The following is a 17,725-nucleotide window of genomic DNA, read 5'->3' on the forward strand; positions in this document are numbered from 1 at the left end:
GCAAAATGATATAATTTAAGACCATGAAAAAAATAGTAATACTTTTCGTTTTAGCCTTATTTTCAGTTGTATCTGTAACGGCTCAGGATTTTCAGGGAATGGCTGTTTATGAATCTAAAACCAGTTTAGGAGATAATATGCCCAAGTTAGATGATAAACAGATTACTCCCGAAATGCGAAAAATGATCGAAGAACGCATGAAATCTATGTTTGAAAAAACGTTTGTGCTGAATTTTGATAAAACCGCATCCCTTTATGCTGAAGAAGAAAAAATTGAAGCCAATGATGAAATGAGCAGAGGGTTTAAAATGATGGGCTCAATGATGGGCGGGGGCGGAAAACAGTATAAAAATATTAAAGACAAAATTATACTGCAGGAAAAAGAAATTTTCGGTAAAGAATTCCTTGTCAGCGATTCACTTCCGCAAATAAAATGGAAAATGGAAGGGGAATCAAAAAAAATAGGTACCTATACCTGTTACAAAGCAACAGCTTCTGTACCTGTAGATAAATCTAACTTAATGAATTTCAGGCCAAAAAAAGGGGCTGAGGAAGAAATAAAAAAGAAAAGCGAGGAAGAGATAAAGTCTACCAATTTTATGGATATGATTGAAATGCCAAAAGAAAAGACTATTACGGCATGGTATACTCCTGAAGTTCCTATTAGCCAGGGGCCGGAAGGTTATTATGGCCTGCCAGGACTTATACTTGAAGTAACCGATGGCAAAACTACATTGCTATGTTCTAAAGTCGTGCTAAACCCTAAAGAAAAAGTTGAAATAAAACCTCTGAAAAAAGGTGAAAAAGTTACTCAGGCTGAATTTAGCGAGATCATGATAAAAAAAATGCAGGAAATGCAGGAAATGTATGGAGGCGGAAAAGGCAGGACCCAGATTAGGATAGGAGGATAAGCGCTGCAAGGCAAAAAACCAATAAAACTTTACTTATAACACTGAACTTTAGATGAAGAATTTCTTACTCGCCTTATTGTTATTTATGTCGGCTTTGTCTTATTCGCAAACCATAAAAATGCAGGGTACTATTAAAGATTCTACAGGATTAGCTCTTGAAATGGCTAATGTTATGGCTGTGAATAAAACAACCAACAGCATGGATTCGTATGGTATTACTGATGACGCAGGAAGGTACCAGCTGGCTTTAACGGCAAATACAACATATATTATTAAAGCAAGCTATATCGGATACACACCTTTTGAGATTACCATTACTACGGGTACAGAGAATATGGTTAAAAATATTGCATTAAAACAGGGTGTTGAACTTAACGAACTGGAAATTGTGCATGAAATGCCTGTTACAATTAAAGGAGATACAATTGTTTATAATTCTGATTCTTTCACCAATGGCACTGAACGAAAATTGGGCGATGTACTTAAAAAATTGCCCGGCGTTGAGGTAGATAAAGACGGAGGTATAAAAGTAGAAGGAAAAACGGTATCTAAATTAATGGTGGAAGGCAAAGATTTTTTTGATGGCGATACCAAGCTTGGAGTTCAGAACATACCTGCCGATGCTGTAAGTAAAGTTGAGGTATTGCGTAACTACAGTGAGATCAGCCAGCTTAAAGGTGTTGAGAATAATGAAGATAATGTTGCAATGAATATTAAGCTGAAGGAAGGTAAAAAGAACTTTTGGTTTGGGGATATTAGCGCAGGAGCGAGTATAGGCGAAGGTGAGCGTTATATAGCTAATCCTAAATTGTTTTACTATAACCCTAAACTTAGTTTAAACTTTATTGGTAATTTTAATAATACTGGTGAGTTGCCGCTAACAATGCAGGATTATTTTAAGTTTAGCGGAGGTTTTCGTAACATGATGAAAAAGGGCGGAACCAATTTTAATGTAGGGTCAAATGATCTGGGTCTTTCATTAATGCGTAATAACAGGGCTAAAGAAATAGAAACAAAATTTGGAGCTGCAAATTTTAGTTATAACCCGATAACATCACTAACGTTAAGCGGTTTTGCTATTATAAATTCCAGCAGAACAGAAATGGAAACAAAGAGCCGTAATACACTTCTTGACCCGATAACAGGAAATCCGCAGACTATTCAGGATACCGAAGAAACAACAGAGCAAAAAACAGACTATGCCATGTTTAAGCTTAGTTCAAGTTATAAGCCCAATAAAAACTTTCAGGCAGATTATGATCTGTTCATGAAAACATCCGATCAGCAGGAGTATGGCGAGCTTTTGTCATCTGTAATGCCGGAAACATCGCAAAGCCAGGATATTTTTACTACTAAAAAGCAGAAACCTTTCTCTTTTAATCAAAACCTGAATCTTTATTACACCTTAGACGATAAAAATATTTTTGCTTTTGAAGGTCAGCATCTTTACCAGGAAGAAGATCCGTTATATAATGTTAATTTAGGCAATAATCCGTTTCCTGATACTGGAGGGGCTTCACCAGGTCTTGGACTGATAGATGCGTCGAGGTATGATATATCCCAGACACGATTTGTAAAAACCAATAAAACCGATGCCAAGCTGGATTATTATTACACTCTTTCGCCAAAAAGCATTATTAATATAACGGCAGGTAACACCTATTCATATCAGAGTTTTGATTCGTCTATGTTTCAGCTATTAGATGATAATAATGTAAACACTATGAGTGATGAAAAAAAAAATGATGTTAGCTATGCATTTAATGATGCCTTTCTTGCTGCGCATTTTAGGTTTATAACTGGTAAATTTGAATTTAATCCCGGATTAAGTATGCATAGTTATACAATGTATAACGACCAGTTAGGATCGAGGACAGATAATTATTTTTTCAGGGTTTTGCCGGATGCATTTGCCCAGTTTCAGATTAAAAAATCAGAAAGGCTTACTTACAGGTATTCTATGACAACGGATTTTACCGATGTTGCTGATTTTGCCCGTGGACTTGTACTTAATAGTTATAAATCGTTATTTCAGGGTAACAGAAATCTTAAAAACGGTTTATACCAAAGCCATTCACTGAACTATTTTAAATATAATATGTTCAATTTTACCCAAATATATGGTAGTCTTACCTATACCCGTAAGATGGATGCTATAAAAAGCTTATCGGCATTTAGCGGTATTAATCAGGTAAGTACTGTAGAAAACTCTCCCTTTGCTGATGAAAGCATTACGGCTTATGCAGGTTATAACAGAAGTTTTGCAAGGTTTTATAAAGCATCTTTAAATGCAAGTGTTTCCTGGAGCAGGTTTAATAATTTCAGAGCCAACGGTATAACAGGCGAAAATACAAGTATTGCTAACTCTATAAGGCAGGTAAGTGAGCAGGTTTCTCAGAGCTATACTGCAAGTTTTGGTACTAATTATAAAACTATTCCAAATCTTGAATTGGGGTATTCATTAACACTGAATGATTATACCAGCAATAAATTTTACAATCATAGTCCTTTTGCAAGGCTTGATTATTATTTTTGGGATGCTTTTACTGTTACGGCAAATTATGAATATACACACTATTATAACGACAGCAGGACATCTGATAATGAATATGATTTTCTTAGTGCAGACATAATGTACAGGCAAAAAGATAGTCATTGGGAATTTAAAGTGGGAGGGACTAATCTTTTAAATACCACCTCTTTAAATGATGACAGCTTTAATCAGCTTTCTACTTATACTTCGCGTTACAGGGTACAGCCAAGATATTTGCTGCTAACTATAAAATATAATTTATAGGATATAATATTAGTTTAATTATGTATAAAAGGCTGTCATTTGACAGCCTTTTTTTACATTTTATCTATATTGTTTACCTTGTTTATAGCTTGTAATACATATTTTCTACATTTGACAATCCCCTTACTTTAACGAGTTTCGAATATAAATGAATGTAACTGTTGTATTGCCGGTTATGGATAGATTTATTAAAAGCGTACCACTTATTGTGGCACTAGGCGTTTTATCGTTTGTTTTGCAGAGTGAGGAAGAAGAATATTCCAACATTGTATCAGCCAGTATTTGCGGCGCAATCGTATTTATATTATCTGCTGCAGCTTATATTTTTATGGCCAGGCAAAATAAACCTATAATGGCGCCTCATAAATTTATACTTGTAATGATTGCCGCAGGTTTACTTGCTTTTTTTGTATTATATGCCAGTCTGGAATATTTCTATGCTTAAGTAAAACAATTTGCTGCTTTTATAATTATATCTTATAATTATAGTTTTTGATATAAATTACATCTATATTTATACCTAAATTATATATTATGGTAACAGACTTACAGTCTAAAAAAGCGAGTTTTAATACTCTTGCTTTTCAAATCAGGGTTGATAATCTTGAGTATTTCAGAGGAAAAACACTTTCAAAAGTATTCTCTATAGGAAGTTCAGTAGATAATAAACCTGAATTGAATTTTTCCAAAATTGAAATACCTCAGGATATTAAAGAAAAATTGAAAGCTGCTTTTAAAACTATTTTCGGCTAGTTTACAGATAAAAAAATCCCGCTACATAGCGGGACTTCTTTTTATAATTTGTTCTGGTATTTATATGCCAAAAGCGGTTTTTACTTTTTCAACATAATCAAGTTTTTCCCACGTAAATAGTTCTACTGTTACTTGCTTTTCTTCTCCGTTAGGAGCTTTAAAAGTTTTGGTAACTGTTTCCGGCTTACGTCCCATGTGTCCGTAAGCAGCAGTTTCGCTATATATAGGATTTCTTAACTTAAGTCTTTGCTCAATAAAATAAGGTCGCATATCAAATAATTCCTCTACTTTTTTGGCTATCTGTCCGTCGGTAAGGTTTAGTTTAGATGAACCATATGTATTAATATAAATACCCATAGGTTTTGCAACACCAATAGCATAAGATACCTGTACCAGTATTTCATCTGCAACACCGGCTGCAACAAGGTTTTTAGCAATATGTCGGGTTGCATAAGCAGCGCTCCTGTCTACTTTACTTGGATCTTTTCCTGAAAAAGCGCCACCACCGTGCGCTCCTTTTCCGCCATAAGTGTCAACAATAATTTTTCTTCCTGTAAGTCCGGTATCACCATGAGGCCCGCCTATAACAAACTTACCCGTAGGATTAATATGGTATGCAATATCATCATTAAAAAGATGTGCATACTGAGGGTTATTTTTAATTACGCGCGGTATAAGGATGTTTTTAATGTCCTGGTCTATTTTGGCAAGCATTGTCGGCTCATCCGCAAAATCATCATGCTGTGTAGAAACAACAATTGCTTTAATGCGAACAGGTTTGTTATTGCTGTCATACTCTAGGGTTACCTGGCTTTTTGCATCGGGGCGTAAATAATCTATTTCGCTGTTTTCACGGCGTAAAGCAGCCAATTCCTGTAGTAATTTATGAGACAGGTTTAATGCCAAAGGCATATAATCTTCGGTTTCGTTGGTTGCATAACCAAACATCATTCCCTGATCGCCTGCTCCCTGCTCTTCTTTGCTTGCTCTGTCCACACCCTGATTAATGTCCTGAGACTGCTCGTGTATAGCACTAAGAACACCACATGAGTTAGCTTCAAACATATATTCGCTTTTTGTATATCCTATTTTTCGGATAACATCACGAGCTATTTGTTGTACATCAAGATATATTTTAGATTTTACTTCTCCGGCAAGTATAACCTGGCCTGTAGTAACTAATGTTTCGCATGCAACTTTAGATTCAGGATCAAATGCAAGAAAGTTATCAATCAGCGCATCTGAGATCTGGTCAGCAATTTTATCAGGATGCCCTTCGCTCACTGATTCTGACGTAAATAAATAAGCCATAATATTCTCTATAATTTTAATAGAGCAAAGAGATTGCCATGAAGCATAAAGGAGGTAAGTCCTGCTTTAGCATTTTTTCATGAGGTTGCAATCAGTCAAATCTTTCCTCTCAATTTTATGGTACAAAGGTATAAAACCTTAACTGAATAAAAAAAGTGTATTATATTTTTAATTAGTTAATGTTCTGTTTTATTTTTTCAATCGAAATATTATGTAAATATTAAATTTACTAAATAAGTGAATGTTCATTCATTTATTATTATATTTGCCAAAAAATAATATGCGCGCAAGAGATACAGATAAAGAAAAACTGGTAACACAACAGGCTATTAAGCAAATAGCTAAAGATGGTTTTCAGGGTTTTAGTATGAACAAGCTGGCAAAAGCCTGCAATATCTCGGTAGCTACATTGTATATATATTATCATGATAAAGACGATCTGATAAAAAAAATTGGGCTAGAAATAGGAGATAAATTCTTTTCTACTACGATCAATGGATTTACGCCGGATATGTCTTTTGCAGATGGATTGTGGAAACAATGGCAAAACCGCGCTACATTTGCTATGAATCATCCTGATGAGGTTGCCTGTTTTGAAGCTATTCGATACTCTCCGCATGGCGAGCATATTCTTAAATCAGAACAGTTGGCAAGGTTTAAAGAAATAATGGGTGGTTTCTTTAGAAATGCTCTTAAAAACAATGAGTTGAAAGAGATGCAGCTTGATGTTTACTGGAGCGTTGCCTATGGGCCATTATATACATTGCTGAATTTTCACAGAGAAGGTAAAAGTATGGGAGGAAGGCCATTTAAACTTACCGATGAGATGATGAGAGAAGCATTTGAAACGGTATTGTGTGCGCTTAAACCCTAAATTGTAAAAGTATGAAGACAGACATTGACAGGCTGCTTATTTTTAAAACAGATATAAGTGAAATGTGCAGCAATTGTGAAGTGTATAAAGCACTTAACAAACAAGAAGAAATAAAACATTGGAGTATAGACCATGACGATAGTGATTTTGTATTGCGGATAGTTTCGGAAACACTTACCGCCGAAGCTGTAATACATATTATTACAAGTCATGGGCATCAATGCGAAGAGCTGTAATTATAAAACTGAGTTCAATCATTTAGAATAGTTCAATCATCAATCAACATTAATCAATCAAATGGAAAAAACAAAACAGGAAGTTCCTAAGTTTACTTCCTATCAAAAATTTATTATTGTATTACTGGCCCTGTTGCAATTTACTGTAATACTCGATTTTATGGTAATATCGCCTTTGGGTGATATTCTTATGAAAAAGCTGGATATGAGTACCGCAAACTTTGGGTTTGCAGTTTCTGCTTATGCTTTTAGCGCAGGTACATCGGGCTTGCTTGCAGCAGGTTTTGCGGATAAGTTTGACCGTAAAAAGCTACTCCTGTTTTTTTATACAGGGTTTATTGGCGGAACCATTTTTTGTGCACTTGCAACAAATTATCACACACTTGTTGCAGCACGAATAATAACCGGTCTTTTTGGCGGCGTTATAGGTTCTGTATCATTAGCTATAGTAACCGATTTGTTTGTAATTAACCAAAGGGGGCGTGTAATGGGTTTTATACAAATGGCCTTTGCAACCAGCCAGATTTTAGGAATACCACTGGGTTTATATTTTGCGAATCACTGGGGCTGGCATTCGTCATTTTTTATGATTGCCGCGTTAGGTGTAGTTATTCTGGCTGCAATTATTATTAAAATGCAGCCTGTTAATAAACATCTTGAACTGCAGTCAGATAAAAATGCTTTTCTGCATCTGTGGCATACCCTTAGCAACAAAAATTATCAGGTTGGTTTTGCCGCAATAGCATTTCTTTCTATTGGCGGATTTATGCTGCAGCCTTTTAGCAGTGCGTTTTTGGTAAATAATATTGGCATTAGCCAGGAGCAGTTGCCACTAGTATTCTTCTTTACAGGAATTTCGGTAATGTTTATTATGCCGCTTGTAGGTAAGCTTAGTGACAGGGTTAGCAAATTCAGGTTGTTTAGTGCAGGGTCTTTTATCTCTATAGTCACCATATTAATTTATACACATTTGGGCCTAACACCCCTTTGGGAAATTGTAATAATTAATATGATAATGTTTATGGGAATTATGAGCCGTATGATCCCGGCAACCACGCTTAATACAGGTATTCCGGATATGAAAGACAGAGGAGCTTATATGGCAATAACCTCATCTTTACAACAAATTGCCGGTGGTATAGCGGCTGTATGTGCAGGTTTCATAGTACATCAGGAAACAAAAACAAGTCCGCTTGAAAATTATGACATTTTAGGATTTGTAATTGCAGCGGTAACGCTTAGTTCTATATTCCTTATCTGGAGGGTAGATAAGCTTGTAAAGCCAAAAGAAGAGGCTTTAAAGGGTTAAATACGTAGTGTTTAATATAAAGCAAACGAAAACGTTATTTGTTAAAATTTAAAATTTTGTTAGGTTATATCAAAAATAGTATCGAAGTTTGCTTCATCAAGTTAAAAGAAAAATGAGATCAATAATTTGTCATACGTACTTCTTTATGTGGAACATTTCCGCAGGGGTAGCTGTTGACTAATTTTAAGATTAAAATTATATAAGCATACAAGCCCCTGCAAACAGCAGGGGCTTTTTTTATTTTCATGAATTAAATTCGAAATGAAGGCATTAACATCAATTTTTCATAATCATTATCACATCTGTTTTACATGGATGTGGTGTATTATGCATTGGTGTTGCCAAAAGAGAATGACATAAATCTTAGTTTTCAGTTCAAGTGTCAAGGTCCTTTTGGTTTTCCCATCCAAAAGGACCTTTTTTATTTAACTCATTTTTAAACAATAAATATTTCAGCTATGAATCCAAATATCATCAATGTTTTAGGTTATTCCGGCAATAACAGCCAGTTTGTGGTAAAAACATTAAACGCAAATCTTCGCATAAGCGAAAACTCAAAATACCCCGAACTCGAAGGGCCAAATCCTTACGAATATATATTGGCAGGCTTTGCAGGCTGTATTAATGCCCTTGGGCAGCAGGTAGCTTTAGAGCAGGGCATATCGCTAAAATCATTACAAATAGAAATTACAGGAAACCTTAATGAGCCAAAGGCTAAAGGTAAAGGCAGGCCCGGTTTCAGTAATATTGAGATCACCCTTAAACCGGCAGCAATTGCGTCACTTGAGGCATTGCAAAAATGGCTGCAGGAAGTGCAGCGCAGAAGCCCGGTGTATGATAATCTGGTAAATAACACTCCGGTAGATGTAACGCTGTTTAAACAGTATTCCTATAATTAAGAAAGTAAAAGAATAAAGTTTTGTTATAAGTTGTTTTTTGTTTGTTTGTTAAGAAAGCTGCCTTTAGATAGGCTAAAGGCAGTTTCTTTTTAAAAAGCCCTTTAATCTCATGACCCAAAGAATAAATATAGTGCTTTTCGGAATAGGTAAGACCGGAAGTGCCCTGATAAATAAAGCGGTAAAATCCCGTAAAGATTTAGTAATAGATGAACAGATAGACCTGAGGTTTCCTGTTATAACCAATTCCAGTGTTGCCTTTTTTGAAAAAGAAGGAGCGAAATATTCATGGGAAGCCAACTTTATACAGTTTGGTATTCCGTTTAAGCTTGAAGATGTGGTAGAGTATGTACAGGCTAACAAGCTGAGCAACCTTGTTGCTGTAGATGCTACGGGTAATGCAGATTTTGTAAGGCAATATGCCGGTCTTGTAAAAAGCGGCTTTAATCTGGTATCTATAAATGAAACATTAAACAGTCTGCATCCTGATTTTGAAACAGAGCTATTGCGTACTGCTTTCAATCGCGGACTTGATTATAATTTTATAAATCTGCCTAAAGGTAATGACGCATCGGCAGCCAATGAGCTTTTTGAAGCCATACTTGCGATTGCCCAAAAAAGAAAGGCTGTAGCATAAGACAGCCCGGTAATAATTAGATTAGTTTGGTTTTTTTTAGAAAGACAGGTGTAGTGGCCTGTCTTTTTTTATTTTGAAATGGAATATATTACATTGTATGGAAAATCTTCATCAACTTCTCCTTCATCCCATATAAAGCCATTCTTTTTAAGTAGGTTCAATGAGCTGGCATTTTCACGGTGCGTGTATGCCGTAATGGTTTTTAGGTTAAGTTTAGAAAAACCATACTCCATTACGCATTGTAGTGCCTCATTCATATAACCTTTACCGTGATAAGCCGGAGATAATTCGTATCCGGTTTCTGCAATAGTTCTGTCTTCAGAAAAATTCCACAGACAGATGAGCCCTATAAAAGTACCCGAATCTTTAAGCGTAATTGCCCAGTTGACGCTCAACCCCAAATTTACATTATTATTTATTCTGAGTATCCATGCCTGAGCGTCGGTAATGTCGTTTACAGGAGCTCGGACGATGTATTTATTTACAATAGGGCTTGAACGCTGAATGTATACTGACTGATCATCATCAGGTGAAATTTTCCGGAGGATAAGTCTTTCAGAGGTAAGTATGGGGAAAGGTTGAAAGGGATTGGTTTGCATGAACTTTTCTTTACATTAAACCCAAAAATAAAACAAATTTGCATACTCCAAAGTTATATTGTACTTTTGCACTGTTCTTTAACAATTTGAATGTTATCACGAAAGGCAGAGGGAATAGACCCGATGAAGCCTTAGCAACCCTTTATACTTAAAGAAGGTGCTAAATTCTACCAAACTAAAGTGCGGATAGATAACACACGTAATATTGCTTACCGGCAATATTCCTACTTCCAATTTTGATGACATAAATAATTTTAGGCGGGCAGCCAAATACTTTTCGGGCTCATAACCCTTAGATCAATTTATTGATTATAGTTCGCTGTTCGCATAAAATTACTGTTTTAGGGCATTTACGCTTTAAATAATAATTATGTCAGGAATACAACAAGCTATAAACGAAAGGATACTTGTGCTCGACGGAGCTATGGGTACAATGCTGCAGCGCTATAATTTTTCTGAAGAAGATTTTCGCGGTGAGCGTTTTAAAGACTTTCCGCATTCGCTAAAAGGTAATAATGACTTATTGTCGCTTACCCAGCCCAAAGCTATCAGAGATGTGCACTATCAATATTTTGCAGCAGGAGCTGATATTGTAGAAACCAATACATTTTCGGGAACTACAATCGGTATGGCCGATTACCACATGGAGCATTTGGTGTATGAACTCAATTATGAGTCGGCACGCATTGCCCGAGAGGTTGCCGATGAATTTACTGCAAAAGAACCACACAAACCACGTTTTGTGGCAGGTTCTATAGGTCCTACAAACCGTACTGCCAGTATGAGCCCCGATGTTAACGATCCTGGCTATCGCGCCGTTACCTTTGATGATTTGCTTATTGCTTATAAAGAGCAGATAAAAGCTCTGATTGACGGAGGCTGCGATTTACTGTTGGTGGAAACTATATTTGATACCCTAAATGCTAAAGCAGCACTTTTTGCTATAGAAGAAATTAAAGACGAATTAGGGATTGATATTCCTGTTATGGTAAGCGGAACAATTACTGATGCTTCCGGGCGTACACTTTCCGGTCAGACGGTTGAGGCGTTCCTTATATCTATATCACATCTACCTTTATTAAGCGTAGGTTTTAACTGTGCTCTGGGTGCAGATCAGCTTAAACCTTATCTTAAAAGACTAGCCCATAATACATCATTTAGCATTTCGGCACATCCAAATGCAGGTCTTCCTAATGCTTTTGGACAATATGATCAGACTGCCGAAGAAATGCAGGTGCTTATTAAAGAGTATCTTGATGATAACCTCATTAATATAATAGGCGGATGCTGCGGTACTACTCCGGAGCATATTCGCCTGATCGCTGAAGTAGCTGCAAAGTATAAACCACGAAAAAGTGAGATTGCTATATAAATGAAAGTGACTGAAAGATATTTGAAATTATCGGGGTTAGAGCCATTAATTGTAACCCCTGAAAGCAACTTTGTAAATATAGGCGAACGTACCAATGTTACCGGTTCGCGAAAGTTTCTGCGCCTGATTAAAGAAGAAAAATATGAAGAAGCACTTGATGTCGCACGCGCACAGGTAGATGGCGGAGCTCAGATTATAGACATTAATATGGATGAAGGAATGCTGAATGGCGTGCATGCCATGACTACATTTCTTAATCTTATTGCTTCTGAGCCGGATATTGCCCGTGTGCCTGTAATGATAGATAGCTCTAAATGGGAAATTATTGAGGCAGGGCTAAAAGTAACGCAGGGTAAAAGCGTAGTAAACTCTATAAGTTTAAAAGAAGGAGAAGAGAATTTTATACACCATGCAAAAAAAGTTAAACGATATGGCGCTGCTGTAATTGTTATGGCTTTTGATGAAGTAGGGCAGGCCGATACTTATGAGAGGCGTATTGAGATATGTAAAAGGTCTTATGATATACTTGTAGATAAAGTAGGCTTTCCGCCTGAAGATATAATTTTCGATCCGAATATATTTCCTGTAGCTACAGGAATGGAAGAGCACCGCAAAAATGCACTCGACTTTTTTCTTGCAACAAAATGGATACGCGAAAATCTGCCTTACGCTCATGTTAGCGGCGGTGTTAGCAACGTTTCTTTCTCTTTTCGTGGTAATGACAGGGTTAGAGAGGCGATGCATTCGGCATTTTTATATCATGCAATACAGCATGGTATGGATATGGGTATAGTAAATCCTGAAATGCTTGAAGTATATGATAATATACCAAAAAACCTGTTAGAGCATGTGGAGGATGTGCTTTTAGACCGCCGGGATGATGCTACCGAACGTTTATTGGCATTTGCAGAAAACGTAAAAGGAGATGTAAAATCAAATGAAAAGCAGGCTCAGGAATGGCGATTGCTTCCCGTTCAGGAGAGACTTACCCATGCTTTGGTAAAAGGGCTTGATGAATTTATAGAGATAGATGTTGAAGAAGCCAGACAACTTGCAGCTAAACCCATTGAGGTTATAGAAATTAACCTAATGACAGGGATGAATGTTGTAGGTGACCTCTTTGGCAGCGGAAAAATGTTTTTGCCGCAGGTGGTAAAATCTGCCCGTGTAATGAAAAAAGCAGTTGCTTACCTGCTTCCTTTTATTGAGGCTGGTAAAGGTAAAGGCTCATCGGCTGGTAAAGTACTCATGGCAACTGTAAAAGGAGATGTGCATGATATAGGAAAGAACATAGTTTCGGTAGTTTTAGGCTGTAATAATTTTGAGATAATAGATCTTGGTGTTATGGTGCCTCCGGAAAGAATTATAGAAACAGCAATTAAAGAACAGGTTGATATTATTGGTCTTAGTGGTTTAATTACGCCTTCACTTGATGAAATGGTATATCTGGCCAAAGAGATGGATAAGCTGAACATCAGTATTCCTATAATGATAGGCGGGGCAACAACATCGCGTGCACATACTGCCGTTAAGATTGCGCCTGAATATAGAGATACCGTTGTGCATGTTAATGATGCATCGCGAGCAGTAACAGTAGCGGGTAACCTGTTAAATAACGCTACTAAAACAGAATATTCTAAAAACTTAAGGGAAGAATATGACAAGCTTCGCGAGGGCTATCTAAACCGTTCCCGCGATAAGGATTTTCTTAGTATTGAAGATGCACGAAGAAATAAACTAAAATTAGACTGGGAGAACTTTACACCTGTTGAGCCTAAGTTTACAGGAGTAGCAACTATTGAGCCTCATTCGTCTGAACTGATAGATTTTATTGACTGGACACCTTTTTTTCAGACATGGGATTTACATGGTAAGTTTCCTGCAATTCTTGAAGATGAGATAGTAGGAGAGCAGGCACAGGTTCTTTTTGCGGATGCTAAAAAAATGCTGAAGCAAATGATTGATGAAAACTGGCTTGAGGCGAAAGGTGTTTATGGGATATTCCCGGCACAGCAGGTTAATGATGACGATATTCAACTATATGATGAAAATGGTAAGCCGAATGTAAAGTTCCTTACGCTTAGGCAGCAATCACAAAAAACAAAGGGTGCGCCTAATATTGCACTGTCTGATTTTATAGCGCCTAAAGATACAGGTAAGACCGACTATATGGGAGCCTTTTGTGTAACCACAGGTTTTGGCGTAGATGAAAAAGCGGCAGCATTTGAAGCTGATCATGACGATTATAACTCTATAATGGTTAAGGCACTGGCGGATCGATTAGCTGAAGCATTTGCCGAATACCTACACTTAAAAGTGCGTAAAGAGATTTGGGGTTATGCATTAGATGAAAGACTCAGTAATGAGGAACTGATAAAAGAAAGATATGAAGGTATACGTCCGGCACCGGGGTATCCTGCCTGTCCTGATCACTTAGAGAAAAAAACGATCTGGCAATTGCTGGATGTAGAAAATAAAATAGGGGTAACCCTTACCGAAAGCCTTGCCATGTGGCCGGCATCATCGGTTTCGGGATATTATTTTGCGAATCCGCAAAGTAAATATTTCGGACTTGGTAAAATAAAAGAAGACCAGGTAATTGATTACGCAAAAAGAAGAAGTATAAGTACAGATGAAGCCACAAAATGGCTTAATCCTAACATCGCAGATTAATGAAAGTAACAGAACATATAGCAAACGCCAACGGCAAAACACTTTTTTCTTTTGAGATATTGCCTCCGCTAAAGGGACAAAATATACAGTCTATTTTTGATAGCATTGATCCTTTAATGGAGTTCGACCCTCCGTTTATAGATGTAACTTACCATAGGGAAGAATATGAATATAAAGAGCTGCCAAGCGGACTATTAGAGAAGAAAGTAGTTAAGAAACGCCCCGGAACTGTTGGTATTTGTTCTGCTATACAAAATAAATATCAGGTAGATGCCATTCCGCATATACTTTGCGGAGGGTTTACTAAAGAAGATACTGAAAACTTTTTGATAGACCTGGACTTTTTAGGAATTCAGAATGTAGTTGCTTTACGAGGTGATGCCGTAAAGAGTGAAATTTATTTTAAGCCGGAAAAGGAAGGTAACCATTATGCTACAGAACTTGTAACACAGATAGAAAATCTTAATAAAGGAATTTACCTCGATGCTGATCTGCAGAATACTTCGGCAACAAATTTTTGTATAGGTGTGGCAGGGTATCCTGAAAAACACATGGAAGCACCAAGTCTTGATAGTGATATTCATTTTTTAAAACAAAAAATTAAAAACGGAGCAACTTATATAGTAACCCAGATGTTTTTTGATAATAAGAAGTTTTTTGACTTTGTGGCTAAATGCCGTAAAGAAGGTATCACAGTACCTATTATTCCGGGATTAAAACCGCTATCTACAAAAAAACAACTGAACCAGATTCCGCATCGCTTTAAGGTAGATTTACCTGATGCGCTTATTATGGAAGTAGTAAAAGCAAAAGACAATGATGTTGTAAGGGAGGTAGGTATAGAATGGTGTACCGAACAGAGTAAAGAGCTGGTGAAAGCTGGTATTCCGGTGCTGCATTATTATTCTATGGGTAAAGCAGACAATGTAAAAGCAATAGCTAAAGAGATCTTTTAAAATTTAGTGTTTATATGTAAAGAGGCCCGGGATATGAATTCCGGGCCTCTTTGGTTTATGCTATAGGGGTTGTGATTAATCACACTCTTCTGTTTCATCAGGAGTGTTTTGTTCCTGTTGTTCTTTCTCCTTGTCTTTTTCTATTTCTTCTGTCCACCAGGGTAAAGGTACTCCACACATAATTATTGTTTTTTTGTCATCTCTCTAAATACCGTTTCAAGGTTTTTACTCTTAAGTGCAATTTGTAAAGTTCTTAAGTTATTGGCTTGTGCGAAGTCAAACACTGCCGGGCGCATGTCGTTTTCAGCTTTAAAAGTAAGTTCCCAGGTGTTGCCTTTTGTATTTTTTGCAGTAGTGAGTTCAGGCAGGCTTTGGATAAGCGCTTCCTCAACAGGCTTGTCAAATTCTACTTCTATGACCTGTGCTTCTTTAGTATCTTTTACAAGGGTTTTCAGTTTTTTATCGGTAACAATTTTTCCATTATTTATAATAATAACCCTGTCGCAAATAGCCTCTACTTCCTGCATAATATGCGTAGAAAGAAATACAGTTTTGTTTTTACCTATGTTTTTAATCAGGTCGCGTATTTCAACCAGCTGGTTAGGGTCAAGTCCTGTTGTAGGTTCATCAAGAATAAGTACTTCAGGATCATGTAATAATGCTGTAGCCAGTCCTACACGCTGGCGGTATCCTTTGGAAAGGGCTCCTATTTTTTTATGCGCTTCAGCAGATAGTCCCGTTAGCTGTATCATTTCTTCAATTCGCGACTTATCTACTTTATATACATCGGCATTAAATGCAAGGTATTCCCTAACATAAAGGTCAAGATATAACGGATTGTGTTCCGGCAGATATCCTACAGACTTTTGAACGTCCTTTGGTTGTTCGGCTACATTATAGCCATTAACTAAAGCTGTACCTTCATCGGCACTTAAGTAAGTGGTAAGTATTTTCATCAGGGTAGATTTACCTGCGCCGTTAGGACCCAGAAATCCTACAATTTCTCCTTTGTTTATAGAAAATGAAACAGCATCAAGCGCTTTTTGTTCGCCATAGTTTTTAGAAATATCGTTTACCTCGATTGACATATACTTTGATTTTGAACAAAAATACTAAGAAAAACAAATGATAGTAATATTAGTGGGTTTTTTATGTGTTTTAAATTTTATGTGTCTTTGTATAGGCCAAAAGCAAATTAGCAGGGCAATACCACGAATACAGACAACAGAATAATTAAATTTGTAAAACCATTTAAAATCCTGTGAGTAAAATTATCAGGTACAACAGTAGAGGAACCATTATGGAAAATAATATAGGAATGAGAAAGTGGCTTGATGATTTACATTTGTCACATCCGCTTGTAATAGCCGGTCCCTGCAGTGCAGAAACGGAAGAACAGGTACTAAAAATTGCCCATGAACTAAAAAACAGCGATGTAAGCTTTTTTCGTGCCGGTATATGGAAACCAAGAACACGCCCGGGCGGATTTGAAGGAGTAGGAGCCATCGGGCTTAAATGGCTACAAAGGGCAAAAGCCGAAACAGGCTTGCCTATGGCAGTTGAAGTTGCTAATGCTAACCATGTAAAACTGGCTTTGGAGCATGATATTGATGTACTCTGGATTGGGGCGCGTACTACCGTTAACCCTTTTGCGGTACAGGAAATAGCTGATGCATTGCAAAATACAGATAAAATAGTATTGGTTAAAAATCCAGTAAATCCAGACCTTGCTTTGTGGCTGGGTGGTGTAGAAAGGATGTACAATGCAGGAATCAAAAAACTTGGAGTAATACACAGAGGTTTTTCTACCTACGAAAAAACCAAGTACAGAAATATACCTGAATGGCAAATACCTATTGAACTTCAAAACCGTTTCCCTGATATGCCGCTTATTTGCGACCCATCGCATATAACAGGCAGAAGGGATATGATACAGGAAGTATCTCAAAAAGCACTTGATCTTAATTATGACGGACTGATTATTGAAACACATACAGATCCTGACAATGCATGGAGTGACGCTGCACAACAGGTAACCCCAACTAAGCTTAAAGAGATATTTAAAAACCTTAAGGTTAGAAAAGAAACTGACACTGCTGATGATTATAATATAAAAATGGCAAACCTGCGTATGAATATTGACGAGTTTGACCGTAAGATTATTGAAGTGCTTGGCAACCGTATGAAGATATCTGACCAGATTGGCCAGCTTAAAAAGGAAAAAAATGTTGCTGTACTGCAAAACAAGCGCTGGAAGGAAATTTTAGATAAAATGGTAGAGCAGGGTGCAGAAAAAGGACTGAGCAGTGAATTTATATACCGTATTTTTATGGCTATTCATCAGGAGAGCATAGTGCATCAGGAAAACGTAATGAACAAGCAATAAAGTAAGCTGATAAAA

The 17,725-nt window shown here is 36.9% G+C and carries 16 protein-coding genes and 1 riboswitch; of the genes, 13 read left to right on the forward strand and 3 right to left on the reverse strand.

Going from position 1 to position 17,725, the window contains the following annotated elements; genetic code table 11:
- Positions 1-23: 23 nt before the first annotated feature.
- The 4 genes from NHE85_RS08750 (at position 24) to NHE85_RS08765 (ending at position 4,461) form a co-directional block, all read left to right on the forward strand.
- On the forward strand, positions 24-911 hold the full coding sequence (locus NHE85_RS08750; RefSeq protein WP_252811648.1) for a GLPGLI family protein: 888 nt from the start codon (positions 24-26) through the stop codon (positions 909-911).
- A 52-nt stretch (positions 912-963) separates the two neighbouring features.
- The gene (locus NHE85_RS08755) at positions 964-3,708 is read left to right on the forward strand and encodes a TonB-dependent receptor (protein ID WP_252811649.1); all 2,745 of its coding nucleotides are present in this window, start codon (positions 964-966) and stop codon (positions 3,706-3,708) included.
- A 148-nt stretch (positions 3,709-3,856) separates the two neighbouring features.
- On the forward strand, positions 3,857-4,153 hold the full coding sequence (locus NHE85_RS08760; RefSeq protein ID WP_252811650.1) for a hypothetical protein: 297 nt from the start codon (positions 3,857-3,859) through the stop codon (positions 4,151-4,153).
- A gap of 89 nt (positions 4,154-4,242) precedes the next feature.
- The gene (locus NHE85_RS08765; protein ID WP_252811651.1) at positions 4,243-4,461 is read left to right on the forward strand and encodes a hypothetical protein; all 219 of its coding nucleotides are present in this window, start codon (positions 4,243-4,245) and stop codon (positions 4,459-4,461) included.
- A 60-nt stretch (positions 4,462-4,521) separates the two neighbouring features.
- Here the strand turns inward: NHE85_RS08765 and metK are convergent, their stop codons facing one another.
- Entirely contained in the window at positions 4,522-5,772 is a 1,251-nt protein-coding gene (gene metK, locus NHE85_RS08770) for a methionine adenosyltransferase (protein WP_252811652.1), read from the reverse strand.
- A 280-nt stretch (positions 5,773-6,052) separates the two neighbouring features.
- Here metK and NHE85_RS08775 point away from each other — a divergent pair, with 280 nt between their 5' ends.
- The 5 genes from NHE85_RS08775 to NHE85_RS08795 all read left to right on the forward strand — a co-directional run bounded on the left by NHE85_RS08775 (position 6,053) and on the right by NHE85_RS08795 (position 9,724).
- A complete protein-coding gene (locus tag NHE85_RS08775; protein WP_252811653.1) occupies positions 6,053-6,646 on the forward strand; it encodes a TetR/AcrR family transcriptional regulator in 594 nt (197 codons plus the stop codon).
- Between the two features lie 11 nt (positions 6,647-6,657).
- Complete coding sequence (locus NHE85_RS08780) at positions 6,658-6,882, forward strand: hypothetical protein (protein WP_252811654.1); 225 nt, start codon at positions 6,658-6,660, stop codon at positions 6,880-6,882.
- 61 nt (positions 6,883-6,943) lie between these two features.
- On the forward strand, positions 6,944-8,191 hold the full coding sequence (locus tag NHE85_RS08785; protein ID WP_252811655.1) for an MFS transporter: 1,248 nt from the start codon (positions 6,944-6,946) through the stop codon (positions 8,189-8,191).
- Between the two features lie 458 nt (positions 8,192-8,649).
- Positions 8,650-9,090, forward strand: coding sequence for an OsmC family protein (locus NHE85_RS08790; protein ID WP_252811656.1), 441 nt, complete (start codon positions 8,650-8,652; stop codon positions 9,088-9,090).
- 109 nt (positions 9,091-9,199) lie between these two features.
- Positions 9,200-9,724: a hypothetical protein gene (locus tag NHE85_RS08795; protein ID WP_252811657.1), complete on the forward strand. Its 525-nt coding sequence runs from the start codon at positions 9,200-9,202 to the stop codon at positions 9,722-9,724.
- Positions 9,725-9,792: 68 nt separating this feature from the next.
- On the opposite strand, the gene NHE85_RS08800 is transcribed toward NHE85_RS08795, so the two are convergent.
- Complete coding sequence (locus NHE85_RS08800; RefSeq protein ID WP_252811658.1) at positions 9,793-10,323, reverse strand: GNAT family N-acetyltransferase; 531 nt, start codon at positions 10,321-10,323, stop codon at positions 9,793-9,795.
- Between the two features lie 90 nt (positions 10,324-10,413).
- A riboswitch (SAM riboswitch) is annotated at positions 10,414-10,520 on the forward strand.
- A 173-nt stretch (positions 10,521-10,693) separates the two neighbouring features.
- Between NHE85_RS08800 and NHE85_RS08805 the strand changes: the two genes are divergently transcribed.
- The 3 genes from NHE85_RS08805 to metF are packed head-to-tail and all read left to right on the forward strand — an operon-like array spanning position 10,694 to position 15,324.
- Positions 10,694-11,695 carry a homocysteine S-methyltransferase family protein gene (locus tag NHE85_RS08805; protein WP_252811659.1) on the forward strand — a complete coding sequence of 334 codons (1,002 nt, stop codon included), beginning with the start codon at positions 10,694-10,696 and terminating at the stop codon, positions 11,693-11,695.
- Entirely contained in the window at positions 11,696-14,368 is a 2,673-nt protein-coding gene (gene metH / locus NHE85_RS08810) for a methionine synthase (RefSeq protein WP_252811660.1), read from the forward strand.
- Positions 14,368-15,324 (forward strand): methylenetetrahydrofolate reductase [NAD(P)H], encoded by a 957-nt coding sequence (gene metF / locus NHE85_RS08815; protein ID WP_252811661.1) that lies wholly within the window; start codon positions 14,368-14,370, stop codon positions 15,322-15,324. The genes metH and metF overlap by 1 nt, the downstream gene beginning before the upstream one ends.
- 182 nt (positions 15,325-15,506) lie before the next feature.
- Here the strand turns inward: metF and gldA are convergent, their stop codons facing one another.
- Complete coding sequence (gene gldA, locus NHE85_RS08820) at positions 15,507-16,412, reverse strand: gliding motility-associated ABC transporter ATP-binding subunit GldA (RefSeq protein ID WP_252811662.1); 906 nt, start codon at positions 16,410-16,412, stop codon at positions 15,507-15,509.
- Positions 16,413-16,624: 212 nt separating this feature from the next.
- On the opposite strand from gldA, the gene NHE85_RS08825 reads away from it, so the two are divergent.
- The gene (locus NHE85_RS08825; RefSeq protein WP_252811663.1) at positions 16,625-17,710 is read left to right on the forward strand and encodes a bifunctional 3-deoxy-7-phosphoheptulonate synthase/chorismate mutase type II; all 1,086 of its coding nucleotides are present in this window, start codon (positions 16,625-16,627) and stop codon (positions 17,708-17,710) included.
- Positions 17,711-17,725 lie beyond the last annotated feature (15 nt).

The organism is Flavobacterium sp. NRK1 (assembly GCF_024054175.1).
In the GTDB taxonomy this organism is placed as follows: domain Bacteria; phylum Bacteroidota; class Bacteroidia; order Flavobacteriales; family Flavobacteriaceae; genus Flavobacterium.

Excerpts from the sequence above, each read along its gene's own strand:
- NHE85_RS08750 (WP_252811648.1), top strand. The coding sequence starts at position 24 with ATGAAAAAAATAGTAATACTTTTCGTTTTAGCCTTATTTTCAGTTGTA.
- NHE85_RS08755 (WP_252811649.1), top strand. The coding sequence starts at position 964 with ATGAAGAATTTCTTACTCGCCTTATTGTTATTTATGTCGGCTTTGTCT.
- NHE85_RS08760 (WP_252811650.1), top strand. The coding sequence starts at position 3,857 with ATGAATGTAACTGTTGTATTGCCGGTTATGGATAGATTTATTAAAAGC.
- NHE85_RS08765 (WP_252811651.1), top strand. The coding sequence starts at position 4,243 with ATGGTAACAGACTTACAGTCTAAAAAAGCGAGTTTTAATACTCTTGCT.
- metK (WP_252811652.1), bottom strand. The coding sequence starts at position 5,772 with ATGGCTTATTTATTTACGTCAGAATCAGTGAGCGAAGGGCATCCTGAT.
- NHE85_RS08775 (WP_252811653.1), top strand. The coding sequence starts at position 6,053 with ATGCGCGCAAGAGATACAGATAAAGAAAAACTGGTAACACAACAGGCT.
- NHE85_RS08780 (WP_252811654.1), top strand. The coding sequence starts at position 6,658 with ATGAAGACAGACATTGACAGGCTGCTTATTTTTAAAACAGATATAAGT.
- NHE85_RS08785 (WP_252811655.1), top strand. The coding sequence starts at position 6,944 with ATGGAAAAAACAAAACAGGAAGTTCCTAAGTTTACTTCCTATCAAAAA.
- NHE85_RS08790 (WP_252811656.1), top strand. The coding sequence starts at position 8,650 with ATGAATCCAAATATCATCAATGTTTTAGGTTATTCCGGCAATAACAGC.
- NHE85_RS08795 (WP_252811657.1), top strand. The coding sequence starts at position 9,200 with ATGACCCAAAGAATAAATATAGTGCTTTTCGGAATAGGTAAGACCGGA.
- NHE85_RS08800 (WP_252811658.1), bottom strand. The coding sequence starts at position 10,323 with ATGCAAACCAATCCCTTTCAACCTTTCCCCATACTTACCTCTGAAAGA.
- NHE85_RS08805 (WP_252811659.1), top strand. The coding sequence starts at position 10,694 with ATGTCAGGAATACAACAAGCTATAAACGAAAGGATACTTGTGCTCGAC.
- metH (WP_252811660.1), top strand. The coding sequence starts at position 11,696 with ATGAAAGTGACTGAAAGATATTTGAAATTATCGGGGTTAGAGCCATTA.
- metF (WP_252811661.1), top strand. The coding sequence starts at position 14,368 with ATGAAAGTAACAGAACATATAGCAAACGCCAACGGCAAAACACTTTTT.
- gldA (WP_252811662.1), bottom strand. The coding sequence starts at position 16,412 with ATGTCAATCGAGGTAAACGATATTTCTAAAAACTATGGCGAACAAAAA.
- NHE85_RS08825 (WP_252811663.1), top strand. The coding sequence starts at position 16,625 with ATGGAAAATAATATAGGAATGAGAAAGTGGCTTGATGATTTACATTTG.